1 protein-coding gene is annotated in these 876 nt (G+C 66.4%); it reads right to left on the reverse strand.

All coding sequences use genetic code 11. The annotated features are described in order from the left end of the window. Positions 1 to 125: 125 nt before the first annotated feature. On the reverse strand, positions 126 to 800 hold the full coding sequence (locus EER30_RS46715) for a DsbA family oxidoreductase (protein WP_205650737.1): 675 nt from the start codon (positions 798 to 800) through the stop codon (positions 126 to 128). Positions 801 to 876 lie beyond the last annotated feature (76 nt).

Genomic DNA, 876 nt, shown 5'->3' on the forward strand with positions numbered 1-876 from the left:
GTCCTGTGCGGCCGCTGGGTGCTCGTCCGGGATCACGCAGACCCCGTCGATACACACGACCCCCGGTGGGACGTCGAGGGCGACGATGCCGATCGGGTCCTTCTCGTCCTCGTTCTTGTCCTCGTTCACGCTGCGGCCCCCTGCTTGTCGTAGGAGAGCTTGCGGAGCACCTGGGCGAAGGTGGACGGCTCCTGCGCGCCGGAGACGCCGTACCTCTCTTCGAAGACGTAGAACGGGACGCCCCGGATGCCGAGCCTGTGCGCGTGTGCCTCGTCGGCACGGACGTCGTCGGCGAAGCGGTTCTCCCGGAGGGCCGCCAGCGCCTCCTCGCGGTCCAGGCCGATCTCCGCAGCCAGGTCGGCGAGGTCCTCGTTCCGGCCGACGTGGCCACCCTCTTCGAAGTGGGCGGCGAGGATCCGCTCGACCATCTCCAGCTGCAGACCCTGCTCCTTGGCGAAGCGGATGAGCTGGTGGCCCTTCAGCATGTTCGTGTGCCGCAAGATGCCGTAGTCGAAACGCAGGCCGATCTGCGCCGCGGCGCCGACGATCCGGGCCAGCAGCGGCTCGACCTGGTCGGCGGTGAACCCACGGATCTCCAGGTACTCTTGCTCGCTCCCCTCGAACTCCTCGGGCAGGTCTGGCGCAAGCTCGTAGGCGTGGTACTCGACCTCGACCGGGATACCCGTCTCAGCGACGGCCGCCTCGAACTTCTTCTTCCCGATGTAGCACCAGGGACAGGCGATGTCGGACCAGACATCGACCCTGATAGGACTCGTAGCTGAACTCGTCACGTCGTTCACGCGACCAGAATCCAACGTTCACATCAGTGTCAATGCAAGCGCGATCGTCGGGTTCCCGGTCACAGCCACGCACGCG

It is taken from the genome of Actinoplanes solisilvae (assembly GCF_003999975.1).
In the GTDB taxonomy this organism is placed as follows: domain Bacteria; phylum Actinomycetota; class Actinomycetes; order Mycobacteriales; family Micromonosporaceae; genus Actinoplanes; species Actinoplanes solisilvae.